The organism is Arthrospiribacter ruber, from assembly GCF_019343195.1.
Classification (GTDB): domain Bacteria; phylum Bacteroidota; class Bacteroidia; order Cytophagales; family Cyclobacteriaceae; genus Arthrospiribacter; species Arthrospiribacter ruber.
On record NZ_RPHB01000006.1, the window covers coordinates 82,727 to 100,673 of the forward strand.

Sequence of the window (17,947 nt, forward strand, 5' to 3'; positions counted from 1 at the left end):
ATAGGCATTAATGAGGAGAGATGTAGAATATTAAAAAATTATCTAAGTGCTTGTAAATTTGGGGCTGAGAGGATGATCACCAATAGAAAGGGGCTGTATCAATTTTTCACTTCTTCAAATTTTGCCTTAAACTTCCCCTCTGTAATCTCAACATATCTGGCAAGTTCAGAACTATATAACTTAGCAGTAAACACTCCTTCATAATACTTACTGCTCTTTGAAGTAACTGTCAGATCAAACGTTGTCTGAGTCTGATAAGCTAGGTCAGTAAGACTCCCTGCCGAGTACTTGTTTTCCTGTCCGTCTTCATACATTGCCAAAATCGATTCTGCATTTACGTTTCCAGGGTGCCTGAAAGTAGAACCTTCAGGTTCTATCTGGGAAAAAATCACTGAAAAACCATCCCTAACTTGTAGGTCTCCGGTTGACCCGGTAACCAAAACCGCAGTTATATCTTTTGATGAATCGATCGCTTTCATGTAAAGCACTAAACCTTCGCCTTTGTAAACTTTCAAGACTCCATCGGCTTTGAAACTCATGAACTCTATATTATCTTTAAGCGGATCATCAAATTCCTCATCGAGTCCACATTGGAAAAATAACAAAGCAGCAAAAACAATCAATAAATATCTTTTAATAGCTTTCATACCTGAGCTCATTTAACGAATAATAAAATTCCAATCCACAAACACTGTCAATTTGGAGGAAAAATGAACCATATTGAATTCGCTTCCCTATCTATTTGCTTTGTTATTTTGGATTTATAAATTGAAAATAGGAATCCTTTCCAAGTAGTGAAATAAAAAACGAGTATCCGTGAACCGGAAAGCATTATAAGCTGAAAGGCATTTATTATCCGCTTTCTGAAGTTATTTAATTTGTTGTTCAACAACTTAAGATTAAAACAAACCAACATGAAAAACATATCAATTTTTGGCCAATTTGTGGATATCCAAAACAGAAAGATCTTTTCGGCTGAAGTAACTGTTGGAAATGGGAAAATCCTTTTCATAAAGCCTATTGTTGAAAATAAAAGCCTGCCTTTTATACTTCCCGGATTTATTGACGCCCACGTTCATGTGGAGTCCTCCATGCTGGTCCCCTCGGAATTTGCAAGATTGGCAGTGTGCCACGGAACTGTAGCGACCATCTCTGATCCTCATGAAATCGCCAATGTCTGTGGCATGGAAGGCGTAAATTACATGATAGAAAATGGCAACAAGGTCCCTTTTAAGTTCTATTTCGGAGCTCCCTCATGTGTTCCTGCTACACCATTTGAAACAGCAGGAGCTGAAATTTCTGCTTCTGACATCGATCAGCTTTTGAAAAGGGAGGAAATTGTCTACCTGGCAGAAATGATGAATTGGCCGGGCACAGTGAACAGAGACCCTGAAGTCATGGAAAAAATTTCTCTGGCCAATAAATACGGCAAGCCAGTCGATGGCCATGCGCCGGGACTTAAAGGAGAACTGGCAAAAAAATATGCATCAGCAGGAATTAGTACCGATCATGAATGCTTTACACTGGAAGAAGCTTTGGATAAGGTAAAACTCGGGATGAAAATTGCCATCCGTGAAGGAAGCGCAGCCAAAAATTTCGAAGCTTTGATCGATCTGATTGACGAATTCCCTGAAATGGTGATGTTTTGTTCTGATGACAAGCATCCTGACAACCTAGTCGAAGGACATATTAACACATTGGTAGCCCGAGCAGTGAAAAAAGAAAAGGACCTTTTTGATGTACTCAGAGCAGCTTGTCTTACTCCTATTGAGCACTACAAGCTAAAAGTAGGCAGTTTAAAATCGGGCGATCCAGCTGATTTTATTTTGGTAAAAGACCTCAAGGATTTTGAAGTGCTATCTACTTACATAGATGGGCAAAAGGTATCCGAAAGTGGAAAATCCCTTATTTCACAAACCCCAAATGCTATTATTAACAATTTCAACACTTCACTTAAACAAAAACAGGATTTTCGATTATCTGCCGTCAATCAAAAAGTAAGGGTCATCGAAGCATTAGACGGTCAATTGATCACGCCGTCCGTAGAAGGTTCAGTTATTGTAAAAGACGGATGGGCTATGGCCAATCCTGATGAGGACATCCTAAAGATATCCGTTGTAAACCGCTACGAAGAAGCTACTCCTGCAATTGCTTTTATCAAAAATTTCGGTCTGAAAAGTGGAGCCATCGCATCCTCAGTTGGGCATGATTCACATAATATCCTGGCAGTGGGCGTGGACGACGAATCTATCTGCAAAGCTGTCAATCTTTTGATCCAGGAAAAAGGAGGGGTTTCCGCAGTGGATGGTGAACAGGAAATAGTGTTACCGCTTCCCGTAGGAGGAATCATGTCAGACAAAGACGGTTATCAGGTAGCAAAGGCCTACACGGCTATCGACAAAATGGCAAAAGAAATGGGCTCAACTTTACAATCTCCATTTATGACACTTAGCTTTATGGCATTACTTGTCATTCCTGATCTTAAGCTGAGTGATAAAGGCCTCTTTGATGGACAAAAGTTTGAATTTACAGATATCTTTCTTCCCTAATTTTCTTTGGAAAACATTTTTAAAAATTTTGTATAAAGAATTTTATGCTTTATAAAAACCAATAAATAATACAACGTATTGTTTATTGTTATTTTATCAAGTATTCATTTCCGAAAACTACCCATCTACTGAATTAGTGAGGATTAGTGGGAAATCACTAAACCCTGAGGTTCAGTTGGAAGTTTGTATATTTAGGAAAGTATAAACCCAAATTAACTAAAATAATATCAATATGATGAATTTTGAGCTCAATGAAAATCAGCAAATGATCGCTCAAATGATCAGGGATTTTGGAGCAAAAGAGATTACTCCTTTCAGAAAAGAATGGGATGACAACCAACATTTCCCGGTGGAACTTTTTAAAAAACTTGGTAAATTAGGACTAATGGGCGTTTTGGTCCCTAATGAATATGGAGGTTCTGGCTTTGGTTATTTCGAATACGTAACTGCCATTGCAGAACTTTCCAAACTGGATCCATCAGTGGGGCTTTCCATGGCAGCACACAACTCCCTTTGCACGGGACATATCATGATGTTTGGCAATGAGGAGCAGAAAAAAAAGTATCTCCCTAAGCTTGCAACTTGTGAATTTTTGGGAGCTTGGGGACTTACCGAGCCCAATACCGGTTCGGATGCCGGCAATATGAGAACAGTAGCTGTCAAGGATGGTGATCACTATGTAATCAACGGAGCCAAAAATTTTATCACTCATGGCGTATCAGGTGATGTGGCGGTGGTGATTGCCAGAACCGGAGAAGTAGGTGATTCCCATGGCATGACAGCATTTGTAGTAGAAAGAGGTACTCCCGGATTTAAAGGAGGGAGAAAAGAAGACAAACTGGGCATGCGTGCCTCAGAGACAGCCGAAATGATTTTTGAAGATTGCAGGGTACACGAAAGCCAAGTATTAGGTGAGGTTGGAGAAGGATTTATCCAATCGATGAAAATCCTGGATGGTGGAAGAATTTCCATCGCCGCATTATCATTGGGAATTGCAGAAGGAGCATTGGAAGAGTCTATCATTTACTCCAAAGAAAGAGAGCAGTTCAATCAACCTATCAGTAAATTTCAGGCTATCTCATTCAAATTGGCAGATATGGCTACACAGGTTGAGGCAGCGAGGTTGCTTACTTTCAAAGCTGCCGATCTGAAAAACAGAGGGGAAAAAGTAACTTTAGCAGGTGCTAAAGCCAAGTATTTTGCCTCAGAAGTTTCGGTAAGTGTTTCCAATGAGGCGGTACAGATTTTCGGTGGATATGGTTTTACCAAAGACTATCCGGTGGAAAAATATTATAGGGACGCCAAGCTTTGCACTATCGGAGAAGGAACCTCAGAGATACAAAAACTGGTGATTTCCAGGGAGATTTTGAGAGGTTGATATAAAATTGATACTTATTGATATTTGGATATTGATATTGGTTTGAACCCAGTAGGGAGATTTGAATATCATTGAGCTTTTCCAAAGTTTTAAACTTTGGAAAAGCTTTTTAAAATTTTTCTCATATCACAGAATATGTATATCCGCAATTCTACCACTAACCAATTTAAATAAGTACCAAGATCAATCCGATACTAATAGATATTGGATACTTATTGATATTAGCTAGAAATCATAGGTTTGTCCAATTATTTAGGTTCTACTGGTAAGAAAGCGGATAATCATATCACAGAAAAAGGATTTTTTTGAAGCAAACTGAAAGCTTTGTTTTTAATATGGCTTTCTAGAAAATTTATTTCTGAAATCCAGGTCATTTTTTTAGCAAAACCAGCTAACTTAACTAATGAACACCCTCAATCTTCCTTCTATAAACTACATAGTTTTCATCTTCTGTGGCAGGGTTTGCAGGCAATGGCGATTAATAAGCAAATGATGATTAAATCTTTAATAATTTTTCGCATATATTTTACCATTTTGAAAAAATCAAAGCTAAACAATCATTTAAGGTTTCCTTGATTCTCAATTGAAAAAAATCTCTTTAATCCAAGTCAGTAATTCTCGAATTTATTCCCCTCTAGTGGAGTCTTTACACAAAATATTGCACTCCTTTTTCCCCAATATTCACCTCAAGCTTTGACTCCTGGAAAAGGTCTCGTATCCTATTTCTTATGTCTTAAGTCTTAAGTCTTAAGTCTTACACCTTACGTCTTTTTCCCTCAAACCATCCCCCCAGCTCCCAAGAGCAAATAAATACCGGCAGCCAAAGCAGCTCCCAAAATCGGCCCCAGTATCGGCACCCAACTGTAAGCCCAGTCACTGCGGCCTTTTCCTTTGATAGGTAAAATCTGATGCATGATCCTTGGCCCAAGGTCACGGGCAGGATTGATGGCGTACCCAGTAGTACCTCCCAAACCCAAGCCAATAACCCATACCAAAAAAGCCACTGGTAAGGCACCCAAAGACCCTAAACCGATTGGAGTCCCCGTTCCATCTTCAATCACGGGATCGGTAGAATATAGAATCACTAAGATCAATACAGAAGTGCCTATTATTTCCGAAAATAGGTTTGACGGAAGATTTCGGATAGCAGGAGCTGTCCCAAAAGGAGCAAACTTCAATCCCGGATCATCTGTAGCGTCAAAATGGTCTTTGTACACCAACCAGGCGATCCCTGAGCCAAACATGGCTCCTAGAACCTGCGCAAAGACATATTTGGGCACCAAACCCCAAGCAAAATCACCCGTGATGGCCAAACCAATACTTACGGCAGGATTAAGATGAGCTCCACTATAAGGACCGGCAACCACCACACCGATAAAAACACCGAGCGCCCAGGCAGTGGTAATCACCATCCAGCCTGATCCATTTCCTTTGGTTTTGTCTAACACCACATTGGCTACGACACCAGACCCCATGGCTATGAGCAGGGAGGTACCTACAAATTCAGCTACAAATACATCCATTATTCTACCCAGCTTTTAGATCGTTCAACTGCTTTCTTCCAAAAATGAAGGTTTTTGTCCACAATCTCCTTTTCCATCTTAGGTTCAAATTTTTTATCCGATTTCCAAAGGTCCTGAAGCTCATCCATATTTTTCCAAAAACCTACTGCAAGTCCGGCTAAAAATGCTGCCCCCAACGCAGTAGTTTCGATGATTTTTGGTCTTGAAATGACACAATCAAGGATATCTGCCTGAAACTGCATCAGGAAATCATTGGCAGTTGCTCCACCATCCACACGCATCTCCTTGGCTGATTCCCCTCCATCTTTTTCCATAGCTTTGAGCACATCATACACCTGATAAGCGATAGCCTCAAGCGCGGCCCTTGTCATGTGAGCTATAGTTGTACCTCTGGTAATTCCAAAATATGCTCCCCTGGCATTTTGATCCCAATGAGGTGCCCCCAACCCAGAAAGTGCAGGCACAAAATAAACGCCGTCATTGTCATCCAGGCTTTCTGCCAACTTTTGGCTTTCTTTCGCATCTTTAAAAAAGTCCAAGCCATCTCTCAGCCACTGTATGGCAGCTCCTCCTATAAAAACAGAGCCTTCAAGTGCATAACTCACTTTCCCGTTCACTTCCCACGCAATTGTGGTCAAAAGTCTGTTTCCGGAAGTAACCGGCCTTTCGCCGGTATTCATGACCATAAAGCATCCCGTTCCATAGGTGGTTTTGGCCATGCCCGGCTCCACACATTGCTGCCCAAAAAGCGCAGCCTGCTGATCACCAGCTATACCTGCAATTGGTATTTGATGCGAAAGGATATCTCCTGAGGTTTTCCCATACTCCTCGGAAGAGGAGCGCACTTCAGGTAATATGGATTTGGGGATATCAAACAACTCGAGAAGTTCTTTGTCCCATTTTCTTTCATGTATATTAAAAATCATGGTCCTGCTGGCATTGGACACATCGGTAACGTGGCACTTGCCTCCTGTAAGTTTCCAGACCAACCATGAATCCACCGTTCCAAAGGCAAGTTCGCCTTTTTCAGCCTTTACTCTTGCCCCCTCCACATTGTCTAAAATCCACTTGATTTTAGTGGCAGAAAAGTACGCATCCAGTATCAGTCCTGTTTTTTTGTTAATCAGGTCAGCTTTTCCTTGTTCCTTGAGCTCATCACAATAAGCAGATGTCCTACGGTCTTGCCAGACAATTGCATTATGAATTGCCTTACCTGTCTTTCGGTCCCAAATAATGGTAGTTTCTCTCTGATTGGTGATGCCAATGCCTGCAATTTCAGAAGCCTTAATACCTTCATTGGCCAGTGCCTCAATCATTACAGAAGATTGACTGGACCAAATCTCATGCGGATCATGCTCCACCCATCCTGACTTTGGAAAGTGCTGTTTGAAATCTTTTTGAGCTACAGAAATGATTTTTCCTTTTTTGTCAAAAACTATTGCTCTTGAAGAAGTAGTACCTTGGTCAAGAGAAAGGATATACTGGGACATCAAAATTGGGGTTTATGGTTAAATCTTTACAAAGAAATAAAGTAGAAATACATAGAAATATAGTTGAAATAAGGTAGAAATATGGGTGATATATTGAAGTCAAATTATTGTACTTGGAATATTTCGCTCAATACAACTTTTACAATATATCGCTACTGGAGTATTTCCAATATATTATAGCCAAAACCTAATTCTGCGAAGCATATTTCTATCATATTTCACGAAGTATATTTCAACTTTATATCGCGAAACATATTTCTATTTTATTTCACTTCCAATATATACTTATTTGCAGTTTTATTGAAATCCTGCAATTCGGCTTCTATCCACTCCTTATCAAAGCCCATCGCATCGGCCATGATTTCAGCTACTTTTGGTGCTATCTCCAAGGAAGCCCTAGCATCCAAAAACAATATCCTCAACCTTCTCGCCAGTACATCCTCAACTTTTGCAGGCATTTCCTGTTCTACGATCCACTTGATCTCGGCTACTGTGAATGGATAGTCAGGATGGAGTTTTCGTCCTGATTTCTTATCCTTCTCCATCATCTGCCTGATCAATATTGCGTCTGCTCCAAAACCTGCTAAGTGGTCATCTGAGGATTCTTTTGTATAGCCATGAACTTTGATTCCGGCAGAAGTACTTTCTTTGATTGACTCTCCAGTGATTTCAGGATACTTTGACACTGTATCTTCCCCCATTTTCCTGAAAGTGGTCCATTTGCCCCCTGTGATAGACACCAATCCACTTTCAGAAATAATCACCTTATGGCTACGGGATATTTCCTTTGTTTTAGCACCTTCCTCCTTTGGGGCAGCCAAAGGCCTTAGGCCGGCAAAAACTGACAACACATCTTTTCTCTCCGGCTTTGTGGAGAGATAAGCCTGAGCTGTCTCCAGCACAAATCCTATTTCTTTTTCCAAAGCCTCAGGCTCCAATTTGGCTTTATCCCTTAGGGTATCAGTGGTACCCACGACCAATTTCCCCAACCACGGCACGGCAAAAAGCACCCTCCCATCGGAAGTTTTGGGAATCATCAAAGCATCCTTCCCGCCAAGAAAAGACTGGTCAAAAACCAAATGGATTCCTTGACTTGGCCGTATACTTTTAGGTGCATCAGGCTTATCCATTCTAAGAATTTTATCCGCAAAAACACCAGTTGCGTTTACTACCATTTTGGCCCTAATGTCATGTTTTTCTCCGTTGATTTCATCCTTAAACCTTAGGCCATTTATCTTTCCCTGATCATCTTTATGCAGCGAAGTGACCTTGGCATAATTTAGTACGCAGCCCCCCATCTCATCACAGGTCTGGGCGAGCGCTACGATCATTCTGGCATCATCAAATTGACCATCGTGGTAGACTACTCCTCCTTTCAGCCCTTTTTGCTCGATCTGAGGCAGTCTTTTTACGGTCTCTGATTTTGAAATAAACCGGGATTTACCCAGCCTTAGACGGCCTGCCATCCAATCATAAATTTTGAGACCGGCACTGTACTGAACCCTGTCAAACCAAGTGTAAACCGGAATAATAAAAGGCTGATTGTAAGTCAGGTGCGGGGCATTCGCGATCAATCTGCCACGCTCTTTGAGGGCTTCAAAGACCAAACCCACATCACCTTGGGCCAGATACCGAACACCTCCGTGCAGGAGTTTGGTGCTTCTGCTAGAAGTACCTTTGGCATAATCGGCCTTTTCTAAAAGAATCACATTCAATCCTCTTGACAGTGCATCTAACGCTACCCCAAACCCTGATGACCCACCACCAATCACCGCAATGTCCCAGACATTATTTTTGTTTTTCTTGACCTTTTCCAGACTTACTGACCGCTTCATATCTCAATTTTTTTCAATCAAATATAAACAAAAAGAAACAAAAGAAAACAAAACGAAAGTAATTTTTGATACTAATTGAAAAAATGAATACATTTATAAATAAAACGAAATCACTTTAGGTATAAATATGACCATTGCAGAAAGACACAAGTATATTTTGGACAAGCTGGAAAAGCATGGCTTTGTCAACGTAGCTGACCTGAGTAAGGAAATGGATGTCACGCCGGTCACTATTAGGAAAGATTTGAAAATCCTAGAGGATAAAGGACTACTTTACCGATCTCATGGCTCTGCTACTCCAAAATCCCCTTATGTCAATGACCGACCTGTACAGGAGAAAAAACTTGTCAGAACAGAAGAAAAGTATAAAATCGCTCAGGAGGCAATCAGGTTTGTCGAAGATGAAGACGCGATTATAATAGGGTCTGGGACTACGGTAGTTTCCTTTGCCCAAGCTATACCGAACCAAATGAAGCTCACCGTCCTGACAGCAGCAATGAACGTAACTTTAGCTTTGATTGACTCTCCAAATGTGGAAATTGTACAACTCGGAGGAGTGGTAAGAAAAAGCAGCAGTTCAGTAGTCGGGCATTATGCAGAAGAAATGCTTGAGCAATTTGCCTGCTCCAAATTATTTCTGAGTGCAGATGGAATCAGTCTGGACCATGGACTTACCACTTCACACATGATGGAAGCCCACCTGAATGCGCAAATGATCAAAGGAGTCCAAAAAACCATAGTTTTGGCAGATTCCAGCAAATTTGGAAAAAAAGGATTTGGAAAAATCTGCAATTTGGAAGATATAGATATCATCATTACAGATCCCGGAATACCCGTACATTACAGACAAAAATTGGAAGAGCTGGGCATAGAAGTAAGAGTTGCTGATTAAGCTACAATCTGAGTCAAAAGTCTCTCTGCAAAAGAAAGCTTCACCAATAATATTGAATTAAGCTATCAAATTTCAAAATTCACCGAATGTCTTTCTTTTTACTTTAGAACTTCCATCACTGGCCATTTCTACCATAAAAATGAAGTTGTACTCAATATCTTCCAGTTCCTCATACTTGTCTTCATTTCCTACAAAATAATTAACCAAATGGTGGACAGTGTTGCTATGCCCTACCACCAGTGCATTCCCTTTCCTTTTCCTCAACTCTTTAACCAAAGCATCATGGTCTTTGGGATCATAATCTTCGATGGAGATACCTGAATTGGCAGCGACATGACGCACTGTAGCATAAGTCCTTTTGGTAGGCGTACTAAAAACATGCTCAATTTCCTTATCTTCCATTAATTGGCCCAACTTCACGGATCTGGCATTGCCTGCTACACTTAGTTCGGGGTCATCACCTACCAACTGCTTTTCAGCATGCCGAACCACATAAATGGTTTTTGCCTCCTGCTTAGGCGCACAGGAAAAAAAGAATAGAAAGGCTACAAAAACTAAAATAATTTTTCTCATTTTATTGTATTTTTCGATTTCCATTTCCTCAATTTAAAGACAGACTTACATATCTTGGTTCTCATTTTTCGTCTCTCGCCTCTCTTCCCAACCCCTCATCCACTAAACGTATTATCCAAATGCTGGTCTTTGGCTTTTACAGGTTCAAATTCCAGGTATTGCTCCCAAAAAGACTCCTCTGGAAGCGCTGCCCGCAGGTAAACTTTCTCTTTTTTGATAGGATGTACAAACACCAAATGGAAAGCATGCAGATTGATACTCGCATCTGCATTGGGCTTATGGAAGCCATACTTCAAATCCCCGCGTATCGGACAGCCCATTGACGCCAACTGCACCCTGATCTGATGCGGCCTTCCGGATATTGGCCTTACTTCCAACAACCAATGGTCATTGAGTTTACCCAAAGTTTTGTAGTTCAGTTCAGCCTTTTGGGAACCCTCCACTTCTTTATCATGAGCAGTGACAGTATTTCTTTTTTCGTCCTTTACCAACCAGTGAGTGAGTTTCCCTGATTCTTCCTTTGGCTTTCTTTTGACAATGGCCCAGTAAACTTTATGGATATCCCTTTTCCTGAACAGCTCCATCATCCTTTCCAGACCTTTGGATGTCCTGGCAAATACCACCAAGCCACTTACAGGCCTATCCAACCTGTGTACCGGATGTAAAAAGACCGCTCCCGGCTTGTCGTATTTTTCAGCGATATACTTTTTGCAATAATCGGTCAGCGTCTTATCACCTGTTTTGTCTCCCTGCACAAGGACCCCTGCTTTCTTATTTACCACCAGCAAATGATTGTCCTCATAGACTACTGAAAAATGTTTATTGTTCATTATTACGGTTTTAATTTGACACAAAGATATTTATAAAATTCAAAAGGGCTTGAAAGCTGTATAAATGTTAATTTCGTAGTTGTTCGGAACATTTTCTTTTTGAATTCATTAATATTATAAAACTTGACCTATTGAACTTTTATGGATGTAAAGAAAACATTAAGCGACACGAAAGACATTTTGAAAAAAACTGCAAAATACATTGGCCAAGATCAACCAATTGTGTACAGTGCAGCGATTGCCTTCTTCACTTTGTTTTCATTACCTGCTATTCTGGTCGTCATTGTCTACATAGGAATGTTATTTTTTGAAAAGGAAGAAATCAAAGGTGAAATTGTCAGCCAAGTTGAAAGAAATGTAGACAGTGAAGCTGGTGAGCAGGTAAGTCAATTACTTAGCAATGTCTTAGACATGCCAGAAACTTGGTTAACAGTCATCATCGCCATTCTGGTGATTTTCAAAAGTGCTACAATGATTTTTGGAATTCTCCAAAAAGCACTCAATTCTATTTGGAAAGTCAAACTTAAGAAAGGCACTAACTTTTGGAGAGTTGCCAAATACCGATCAATCCCATTGCTTTTCGTCTTGGGACTGGGGCTCTTATTGGTCCTTACTCTTTTTGTAGATATACTTCAATCCTATGTTTCCAATCTTGCCTCTGGGATTTTACCCAAAGAACTTGAATCCGTCCTTTTCTATATTGGGAAGCTGGTATTTAACTTCTCAATCGTGATGCTCTTTTTCACTATTGTACACAAAACACTCCCTGACGCAATCATTCAATGGCAAGATGCTATTGCAGGAGGACTTATCACCACAATTCTTTTCCTGATTGGCACCAGGGTGATCAATATTATCATTTCCAATCTTAGCCTTGATAATTATTATGCTGCTGCCGGATCACTTGTGATCATCCTCTTATGGATTTTTTACAGTTCGGTAATTCTTTTCCTTGGCGGAGAAATCACAAAAGCTTACGCAGACCAAAGAGGCCATCAAGTTCAGGCCAAGCCTATAGCTATCAAATACACTTTGTCTGAAGACAGCGAAGAGGACTGAAACTCACTAAATTCAGAACTCAGAAGTAAAATGGAAATTGATTTCAGGATAATTTTCCTGTACCATTTGCAACCAAGCCCTTGATTCTGCCATAAACACTAGCTTTCCATCTTTATCCTTGGCAATATGTCTGCTCTTACTTCTGACAAACTCTTCCAATTGCTTTTTGTCCCCGCAGCTGATCCAACAAGCTTTATATAAGTTCATCGGTGCAAACTCCACTGATGCATTGTATTCATTTTTGAGCCTAAACTGGATCACTTCAAACTGAAGCTGTCCCACAGTACCCACTACTTTCCTAGCACCCATTTCATAGGTAAAATATTGAGCTACACCTTCTTCCATCAATTGCTTAAGTCCCTTCTCAAGCTGCTTGGTTTTCATGGCGTCTTTATTGATGACTTCCTTGAAGATTTCTGGAGAAAAAGAAGGTATTCCTTTGAATGTCATGTCCTCTCCCTCAGTGAGCGTATCTCCGATTTTAAGATTTCCAGTATCAAATAGCCCTACGATATCTCCAGGGAATGCCTCATCTACCATTTCTCTATCCTGAGCCATAAATTGGGTCACATTGGAAAAACGAAGAGGCTTAGGACCTCTTACATGATTATAAGGCTTGTTTCTTTGAAACTTACCGCTACATATTCTCAAAAAAGCAATTCTATTTCGGTGGTTAGGATCCATATTTGCGTGGATCTTAAAAATAAAACCTGAAAACTTGGACTCATCCGGCAAGACTTCCCTATCTTCCGTATGCCTGCTTTTAGGGGTCGGAGCTATCTTGATAAAAGTGTCCAGCATCTCATTAACTCCAAAATTATTCACAGCAGAGCCGAAAAATACCGGAGCTACTTTACCTTCTAGGTATTCTTTGGTATCAAAATCCGGATACACTCCCTCGATTAGTTCTACGTCTTCACGAAGCTGATCGGCATGGCTTTTCCCGATCATGTCATCCAGCTTATTGTCACCCAAATCTTCAAACACTTCTCTTGCATCGCTGAGCTTTCTTTGGCTTGGTGAAAAAAGATTGAGTTTTCTATCGTAAAGGTTGTACACCCCTTTAAAGCTTTTACCCATTCCTATAGGCCAGGAAAGTGGCCTTACCTGGATATTGAGTTTTTCCTCCACCTCGTCCAACAGTTCGTAAGGATCCCTGCCCTCTCTATCCAGTTTATTGATAAAACAGATCACAGGTGTATTTCTCATCCGGCAGACTTCCATGAGCTTTTCGGTCTGAATTTCCACCCCTTTGACACAATCGATAACCATAATCACAGAATCCACTGCTGTCAGCGTCCTGTATGTATCTTCGGCAAAATCCTGGTGACCAGGAGTGTCGAGAAGATTGATTTTTACCCCTTGATATTCAAATCCCATTACTGAGGTAGCCACGGAAATGCCCCTTTGCTTTTCTATTTCCATCCAATCCGACTTGGTAGCAGTATCAATTTTATTGGACTTGACAGCACCCGCAGTCTGGATGGCACCACCGAAAAGCAATAATTTTTCGGTCAAAGTGGTTTTCCCCGCATCCGGGTGAGCTATAATGGCAAATGTCCTTCTTTTTTGTATCTCTTTGGTCAAACTCATCTAATCTCCTGATTTGGTTTTTATTCCAGCCCGCAAAGGTAGGATTAAATCCCTTCTCATGGAAATACGAAAAAATTATTGTTGCCCTATAAAAATTTTAAGCCATCCCAGGGTTGACAAAATCTTCTCTTTTAAAACCTGATATACCCTCACTACTTCCCTGAAGAATGATCCTGAATGTAGTACCTACCCCTGGCTCAGAGCTCTTCACAAATATTTTCCCATTGTGGTATCCCTCAATGATTCTTTTGGCAAGGGTCAGGCCAAGACCCCAACCTCTCTGGCGCGTGGTAAATCCCGGATTGAATACTTTTCTGTAATATCCCTTCTCCATCCCCTTACCAGTATCAGTGATGTCTACGATGACATATTTTTCACTTTCCTTGATGATATCTATAGATATAACCCCCTGTCCTTTCATGGCATCTACTGCATTCTTGCAGATGTTTTCGATAACCCATTCGAACAAAGGCTTATTGAGCATTGCTTCAATATCTTTGGAATAGCCATTGACTTTCATTTCTACTTTGGAAGAAATTCTTGGCCTCAAGTATCCGATCGCCTCATCTATTACCAAAAAAACATTTTCCGCCTGAATAGAAGGAGTACTTCCTATTGAGCTAAACCTCTCCGTGACCATCCTTAGCTTGACCACATCTTTGTCCATCTCCTGGATTACTTCTTTATTTTCTTCCCAAACTGGGGAATTTCTGAGATAATCAATCCAGGCCATCAGGGATGCAATTGGTGTCCCCAATTGATGGGCGGTTTCTTTGGTCAGACCGGCCCACACCCTGTTTTGCTCAGCTACTTTTGATTGATTGAATACGGCATAGGCCAGAATCCCGAACACCAAAATCACCGAAAGCTGCACATAAGGGTAATACTTAAGTGAGGTCAAAAGCTCTGAGTTTCTATAATAAACCATCGCATCCTCTGTGGAAATCGGTTCGTACTCTGCTTTCATCGCCTCCAACTCCCTCCGCAGGACTCTCTCCCGTCCCTCTTCAGAGGCATTTTTCTTGAACTTAATATTTCTGTAATCAATGATATTCTCCGCCTCATCGACCACAATTACAGGAATAGAGGTATTCTGCTGGATGATTTCCTGATTGATAAAAGTGAGGTTATCAGCATTGATTGAAGCATACTCGAGTGCCTTCGCAAGTAATTCTATCTGTCTTTTTTCACGTTCTTTCAACTCTTCTACCAAAAGATTGGTATAATATATAGAACCGAAACTGATGATTACCGAGCAGGCGATTATGAGCCATTTAATTTTACTCTTATTGGTATAAAGGTCTAGGGTAGCAATATCCTGAAGTCTGTTCTTCATCAATGGGTATGGAGGGAAATAATATTATAGATAACTCATTTTATCGATAGATATTATCAATCTGACAAAATAACCTATTGGGCACTATCGGTCTTAAATTTGCGTATCATATAAAGAAACCAAAAATATAAATATTATGAGCACAAACGACATAGGATTAAAAATAAAAGACAGTAAGTTTTTGGTAGAAAAACTAAACAGCCTATTGGCTAATTACGAAATCTACTACCAAAACCTTAGAAACTTCCACTGGAATGTCACAGGACCAAATTTCTTTGAGCTTCATGCAAAGTTTGAGGAGCTGTACAATGAGGCCAATGTAGGTATTGACGAAACAGCCGAGAGGATTCTCACTTTGGGAGCAAGACCCTTCTCTTCATTTGAAGAATACATCCAAAATGCCGAAATCAAAGAAGCTAAGGATGTAAATGATGGGAAAAAGATGGTGGAAATCGTCAGAGATAACCTTAATACTCTTTTGGAATTGGAAAGATCTGCTTTGGAAACTGCAGCAGAGCACGGTGATGAAGGTACCGTATCACTTATGAGTGAATACATTACCGCCAAAGAAAAGACTGTGTGGATGCTTTCTGCTTACCTCAAGTAAGCTATGCCCAGAACGGTAATTTTAGAAATTACAGAATAAAAAAGGCTGGATCGTGGATCCGGCCTTTTTGCTCTTATACGTTTACATGTCTTTCAGCATGATAGGAAGACCTTACCAAAGGTCCTGATTCCACATACTTCAAACCTCTTTTCAATCCTTCTTCTCTGTAATGAGCAAAGAGGTCTGGATGTATAAATTCAGCCACTTCAATGTGCATTTTAGTAGGCTGCAGATATTGTCCCAAAGTGAGGATATCACAGCCATGTGCCACTAGGTCATCCATAGCTTTATAAACCTCTTCCTTCTTTTCCCCTAGACCTAGCATAATACCGGTTTTGGTTCTTTTGCCATACTCTTTGGTCAATTTGATCTGCTCAAGGGACCTGGCATATTTGGCTTGAGGCCTGACTCGTCGGTAAAGAGATTCCACTGTTTCCATATTGTGTGAGACCACTTCCTGACCTCCACTTATCATCCTGTACAATGCATCCCAGTTGGATTTTACATCAGGAATCAAAGTTTCTATGGTAGTCTCAGGAGAAAGCCTTTTGGTCTCAACCACCGTTTGATACCAGATTTCAGCACCTCTGTCTTTCAGCTCGTCTCTATTTACGGATGTAAGTACGGCATGCTTTACGCCCATTAGTTTGATTGCTTCAGCAACCCTTCTCGGCTCATCTGTATCATATTCTGGAGGTCTCCCCGTAGCTACTGCACAGAAGGAACACGAACGGGTACATACATTTCCTAAAATCATAAAAGTAGCAGTACCAGCACCCCAGCACTCCCCCATATTGGGACAATTGCCACTTTCACATATGGTATGCAGCTTATGTTGGTCAACTAACTTTCTTACTTTGGCATATTCTTTTCCTACAGGCAATTTCACCCTCAGCCAATCAGGTTTTTTCCTTTTGGTTGCCTCTTCGGATATTACTGGTAGTTCGATCATTCTGATTTTGATTTTACTTTGGCGAAATTACTTCCAAAGATTCATTTTACCCAATTGAAGTCTTATTTCCTGAAGCCGTAGAAAAATGTAAAGTAAACTGATTGGAATATCTGCCTGTTTTCTACAGTTGGCATCAGGGGTATTTCTCTTGTAAAACCCTCTAATTGATAGCCTAGTTCCAATCCTGTTACATTTGATTTGAATACGCCAAATTCAAAATTTACCGCAGCTTTTGCATTGGCTCCGACTGCTACATCTGACCTCCCTATACCTTCAAAGATCCTTCCTGGTCCAAGTATATTGAAAGGGCTCTGATGCACAGCAGGGTCAAACTGCTCTCTTACGGTTTCGACCCTACTCACAGAATATTCAATAAAATATGGAGCAATTAATCCTAAAGTAGGCCCAACAGCACCCAATAAAGAAACTTGCACCCCTTGCTGAGGAGCTTTTTTAAACAAAATCAACTCTCTCCCATAGTATGGTCTTATCGAATAAAGATAGTTGGATTTGCCAAAAATATACGAATTGCCCAATACTGTGGTGTACCTGACTTCTTTGGGGTTTTTGACATTCGCCAGGTCCATCCCAAAAAACTGAAAGTTGGTATCATCTATGCGCATCCCATACTTAAATGAAAAACCTCCTATAAGACCCCCATTGGTATTTTTATTGATCCCTACTAATATCTCGGTATCATACTCGTAGTCCCCTGCATCTGATCTCTGACCGTACACCATTCCGGTGCATAGTAAAAAAAATAAAGCTGCCGTATATTTAATACCTCTCATAATGTGTCGCTTGGGAAATTAACGCTAATTTCGTTTGTAAGTTATAGAACTAAAAATAAAAATAAGAGTTTATGCCTACTATAAAAAGTTCATATTCCGGAAATCTCAGAACCGAAATGACCCATATCCAGTCCGGGAACAAGATCATCACTGATGCACCGATTGACAATAATGGAAAAGGCGAGGCGTTTTCTCCTACAGATTTGGTAGCAGCTGCTTTGGGAAGCTGCATGGTGACCATCATGGGTATAGTAGCAATGAGAGAAAATTTAATTCTTGAAGGCCTAAGCTGGGAAATCACCAAAGTGATGCAATCCAACCCTAGAAAAATCAGCGAAATAATCGTAGCGTTTCATTGGCAGTCTCCTCCCTTAGATCAAAAAATTTTACAAAAACTAAAAAATGCAGCTTTGACCTGTCCTGTTGCATTGAGCTTGGATCCTTCCATCAAGCAGACGGTAAGTTTTAATTTTTAGACTCAAAAAAATATTATTAGCTATTGTAGCACTCTCGATGTTGCCTGCGTCTAGTATTCGATT

The 17,947-nt window shown here is 40.5% G+C and carries 16 protein-coding genes; 6 read left to right on the plus strand and 10 right to left on the minus strand.

The features are described 5' to 3' along the window. Window positions 1-98 precede the first annotated feature (98 nt). Window positions 99-647 carry a hypothetical protein gene (locus EGN73_RS13145; RefSeq protein ID WP_219290584.1) on the minus strand — a complete coding sequence of 183 codons (549 nt, stop codon included), beginning with the start codon at window positions 645-647 and terminating at the stop codon, window positions 99-101. 267 nt (window positions 648-914) lie between these two features. Between EGN73_RS13145 and ade the strand changes: the two genes are divergently transcribed. Together ade and EGN73_RS13155 are read left to right on the plus strand one after the other, a co-directional pair. After that, window positions 915-2,549, plus strand: coding sequence for an adenine deaminase (gene ade, locus EGN73_RS13150; protein WP_219290587.1), 1,635 nt, complete (start codon window positions 915-917; stop codon window positions 2,547-2,549). A 235-nt stretch (window positions 2,550-2,784) separates the two neighbouring features. Next, on the plus strand, window positions 2,785-3,927 hold the full coding sequence (locus EGN73_RS13155) for an acyl-CoA dehydrogenase family protein (RefSeq protein WP_219291355.1): 1,143 nt from the start codon (window positions 2,785-2,787) through the stop codon (window positions 3,925-3,927). 776 nt (window positions 3,928-4,703) lie between these two features. Here EGN73_RS13155 and EGN73_RS13160 read toward each other — a convergent pair. From EGN73_RS13160 to EGN73_RS13170, 3 genes are all read right to left on the minus strand, one after another. Continuing rightward, the gene (locus EGN73_RS13160; RefSeq protein ID WP_219290591.1) at window positions 4,704-5,450 is read right to left on the minus strand and encodes an MIP/aquaporin family protein; all 747 of its coding nucleotides are present in this window, start codon (window positions 5,448-5,450) and stop codon (window positions 4,704-4,706) included. Further along, window positions 5,450-6,940, minus strand: a complete 1,491-nt coding sequence (gene glpK / locus EGN73_RS13165) for a glycerol kinase GlpK (RefSeq protein ID WP_219290593.1) — start codon at window positions 6,938-6,940, stop codon at window positions 5,450-5,452. The genes EGN73_RS13160 and glpK overlap by 1 nt, the downstream gene beginning before the upstream one ends. A gap of 263 nt (window positions 6,941-7,203) precedes the next feature. Beyond that, window positions 7,204-8,775, minus strand: coding sequence for a glycerol-3-phosphate dehydrogenase/oxidase (locus tag EGN73_RS13170; RefSeq protein WP_219290595.1), 1,572 nt, complete (start codon window positions 8,773-8,775; stop codon window positions 7,204-7,206). 127 nt (window positions 8,776-8,902) lie between these two features. On the opposite strand from EGN73_RS13170, the gene EGN73_RS13175 reads away from it, so the two are divergent. Then, window positions 8,903-9,667, plus strand: a complete 765-nt coding sequence (locus EGN73_RS13175; RefSeq protein ID WP_219290597.1) for a DeoR/GlpR family DNA-binding transcription regulator — start codon at window positions 8,903-8,905, stop codon at window positions 9,665-9,667. 72 nt (window positions 9,668-9,739) lie between these two features. Here EGN73_RS13175 and EGN73_RS13180 read toward each other — a convergent pair whose 3' ends face one another. Then, entirely contained in the window at window positions 9,740-10,240 is a 501-nt protein-coding gene (locus EGN73_RS13180; protein ID WP_219290599.1) for a SixA phosphatase family protein, read from the minus strand. 95 nt (window positions 10,241-10,335) lie between these two features. Next, a complete protein-coding gene (locus EGN73_RS13185; protein ID WP_219290601.1) occupies window positions 10,336-11,070 on the minus strand; it encodes an RluA family pseudouridine synthase in 735 nt (244 codons plus the stop codon). Between the two features lie 141 nt (window positions 11,071-11,211). On the opposite strand from EGN73_RS13185, the gene EGN73_RS13190 reads away from it, so the two are divergent. Next, on the plus strand, window positions 11,212-12,129 hold the full coding sequence (locus tag EGN73_RS13190) for a YihY/virulence factor BrkB family protein (protein WP_219290603.1): 918 nt from the start codon (window positions 11,212-11,214) through the stop codon (window positions 12,127-12,129). 12 nt (window positions 12,130-12,141) lie between these two features. Here EGN73_RS13190 and EGN73_RS13195 read toward each other — a convergent pair whose 3' ends face one another. After that, window positions 12,142-13,722, minus strand: coding sequence for a peptide chain release factor 3 (locus EGN73_RS13195; RefSeq protein WP_219290605.1), 1,581 nt, complete (start codon window positions 13,720-13,722; stop codon window positions 12,142-12,144). Window positions 13,723-13,819: 97 nt separating this feature from the next. Next, window positions 13,820-15,058 carry an ATP-binding protein gene (locus tag EGN73_RS13200; protein WP_219290606.1) on the minus strand — a complete coding sequence of 413 codons (1,239 nt, stop codon included), beginning with the start codon at window positions 15,056-15,058 and terminating at the stop codon, window positions 13,820-13,822. A gap of 136 nt (window positions 15,059-15,194) precedes the next feature. Between EGN73_RS13200 and EGN73_RS13205 the strand changes: the two genes are divergently transcribed. Further along, on the plus strand, window positions 15,195-15,665 hold the full coding sequence (locus EGN73_RS13205) for a Dps family protein (protein WP_219290609.1): 471 nt from the start codon (window positions 15,195-15,197) through the stop codon (window positions 15,663-15,665). A gap of 73 nt (window positions 15,666-15,738) precedes the next feature. Here EGN73_RS13205 and lipA read toward each other — a convergent pair whose 3' ends face one another. Both lipA and EGN73_RS13215 read right to left on the minus strand, forming a co-directional pair. Further along, window positions 15,739-16,617: a lipoyl synthase gene (gene lipA / locus EGN73_RS13210; protein WP_219290612.1), complete on the minus strand. Its 879-nt coding sequence runs from the start codon at window positions 16,615-16,617 to the stop codon at window positions 15,739-15,741. A gap of 62 nt (window positions 16,618-16,679) precedes the next feature. After that, on the minus strand, window positions 16,680-17,408 hold the full coding sequence (locus tag EGN73_RS13215) for a hypothetical protein (RefSeq protein ID WP_219290615.1): 729 nt from the start codon (window positions 17,406-17,408) through the stop codon (window positions 16,680-16,682). A gap of 71 nt (window positions 17,409-17,479) precedes the next feature. On the opposite strand from EGN73_RS13215, the gene EGN73_RS13220 reads away from it, so the two are divergent. Next, window positions 17,480-17,884 carry an OsmC family protein gene (locus EGN73_RS13220; protein ID WP_219290618.1) on the plus strand — a complete coding sequence of 135 codons (405 nt, stop codon included), beginning with the start codon at window positions 17,480-17,482 and terminating at the stop codon, window positions 17,882-17,884. Window positions 17,885-17,947 lie beyond the last annotated feature (63 nt).

Excerpts from the sequence above, each read along its gene's own strand:
- EGN73_RS13145 (WP_219290584.1), bottom strand. The coding sequence starts at position 647 with ATGAAAGCTATTAAAAGATATTTATTGATTGTTTTTGCTGCTTTGTTA.
- ade (WP_219290587.1), top strand. The coding sequence starts at position 915 with ATGAAAAACATATCAATTTTTGGCCAATTTGTGGATATCCAAAACAGA.
- EGN73_RS13155 (WP_219291355.1), top strand. The coding sequence starts at position 2,785 with ATGAATTTTGAGCTCAATGAAAATCAGCAAATGATCGCTCAAATGATC.
- EGN73_RS13160 (WP_219290591.1), bottom strand. The coding sequence starts at position 5,450 with ATGGATGTATTTGTAGCTGAATTTGTAGGTACCTCCCTGCTCATAGCC.
- glpK (WP_219290593.1), bottom strand. The coding sequence starts at position 6,940 with ATGTCCCAGTATATCCTTTCTCTTGACCAAGGTACTACTTCTTCAAGA.
- EGN73_RS13170 (WP_219290595.1), bottom strand. The coding sequence starts at position 8,775 with ATGAAGCGGTCAGTAAGTCTGGAAAAGGTCAAGAAAAACAAAAATAAT.
- EGN73_RS13175 (WP_219290597.1), top strand. The coding sequence starts at position 8,903 with ATGACCATTGCAGAAAGACACAAGTATATTTTGGACAAGCTGGAAAAG.
- EGN73_RS13180 (WP_219290599.1), bottom strand. The coding sequence starts at position 10,240 with ATGAGAAAAATTATTTTAGTTTTTGTAGCCTTTCTATTCTTTTTTTCC.
- EGN73_RS13185 (WP_219290601.1), bottom strand. The coding sequence starts at position 11,070 with ATGAACAATAAACATTTTTCAGTAGTCTATGAGGACAATCATTTGCTG.
- EGN73_RS13190 (WP_219290603.1), top strand. The coding sequence starts at position 11,212 with ATGGATGTAAAGAAAACATTAAGCGACACGAAAGACATTTTGAAAAAA.
- EGN73_RS13195 (WP_219290605.1), bottom strand. The coding sequence starts at position 13,722 with ATGAGTTTGACCAAAGAGATACAAAAAAGAAGGACATTTGCCATTATA.
- EGN73_RS13200 (WP_219290606.1), bottom strand. The coding sequence starts at position 15,058 with ATGAAGAACAGACTTCAGGATATTGCTACCCTAGACCTTTATACCAAT.
- EGN73_RS13205 (WP_219290609.1), top strand. The coding sequence starts at position 15,195 with ATGAGCACAAACGACATAGGATTAAAAATAAAAGACAGTAAGTTTTTG.
- lipA (WP_219290612.1), bottom strand. The coding sequence starts at position 16,617 with ATGATCGAACTACCAGTAATATCCGAAGAGGCAACCAAAAGGAAAAAA.
- EGN73_RS13215 (WP_219290615.1), bottom strand. The coding sequence starts at position 17,408 with ATGAGAGGTATTAAATATACGGCAGCTTTATTTTTTTTACTATGCACC.
- EGN73_RS13220 (WP_219290618.1), top strand. The coding sequence starts at position 17,480 with ATGCCTACTATAAAAAGTTCATATTCCGGAAATCTCAGAACCGAAATG.